The following is a 1038-nucleotide window of genomic DNA, read 5'->3' as shown; positions in this document are numbered from 1 at the left end:
TACGAAGAAGTTGACGTGTGCTCTTGCTAATTTTTAATTCATTCGGTTCTAATACGAATCGTTTTTTTGGTGCATACCACAAAATAGGCGACTCTTCGGAATACCAGGGAAAAATGCCGTGTCGATATGCCAGGAGTAATCTTTCGGTGCTTAAATCGCCGCCAACGGCAAGTAGCCCATCCTCATCAGCTAACGATGGGTGAGGGAAAAGGTGTTGTTCATCTAAGCGATATACCATAGATTTGCGCAAAAAAACAGCTTTTAATCTGGCTGTCTCGGCTCTTTACTAATTTCTTCAAATATTTTGTCCATGTGCTCGACATATTCATTGGTGTCGTCCAAGAAAAAATCTAGCTGGGGTACGATACGTGCCTGGTTCTTTATCCGCGCGCCTAATTTGTATCGTATTTCGGAGGTTTTACTTTGAATGTTTGCCAAATCGTCTTTCGCGGTTTTTGTATTTAAAAAGCTTAAATAGATGCGTGCTATTGCAAGGTCAGGCGTTACTCTTACTTTAGTTACCGTGATAAATGCGCCGGGAGCCCAGGCTTTTCCTTCACGTTGAAAGAGTTCCGCTAAGTCTTGTTGAATTACCCCTGCGAATCTTTGTTGTCTTTTACTTTCTGTTCCCATAGCTGCATTACGTTATTGATTGACTTAAAAAAAAGTTGCTGAGTACACTCTCCAAAGATACTAATATTTCGCCATTTTACGTAATAGGAAGAAGGAGGATATAAAAGAAGAAGCGTATCACAGGTCCGGATACGCTTCAGAACAAAATTAGTTTATAAATGGTTAGTCGTATTTCTTTTAAGTTTTAAGACCTTCGTCTATCAAATTTAGTGTGTTTAGCTCTGGTGGGGCTGAGTGTGAGTATTAACTCACTAGCCAACTTTGTTTTTTTCATTTCCCCTTTACGTCTACAAACATATGGATATATATTATTCACGCAAAGATATTTTTTAAAAAAAAGTAAGTGATCACTTTTTTATTTGGTTTTTAGGCAGTAGACGCATATTTGCTTAGAAAAAAAATTGT

General features: G+C 38.2%; 1 protein-coding gene and 1 pseudogene. Both read right to left on the bottom strand.

The annotated features are described in order from the left end of the window. Window positions 1–238: pseudogene (locus tag HP439_RS19220) on the bottom strand (leucyl/phenylalanyl-tRNA--protein transferase); the annotation flags it as partial. A 23-nt stretch (window positions 239–261) separates the two neighbouring features. Next, window positions 262–633, bottom strand: coding sequence for a 30S ribosome-binding factor RbfA (gene rbfA, locus HP439_RS19215; protein WP_172391926.1), 372 nt, complete (start codon window positions 631–633; stop codon window positions 262–264). Between the last annotated feature and the right edge of the window lie 405 nt (window positions 634–1038).

It is taken from the genome of Sphingobacterium shayense (genome assembly GCF_013179575.1).
Lineage (GTDB): Bacteria > Bacteroidota > Bacteroidia > Sphingobacteriales > Sphingobacteriaceae > Sphingobacterium > Sphingobacterium shayense.
This window is presented reverse-complemented; position numbering and strand designations above follow the sequence as displayed.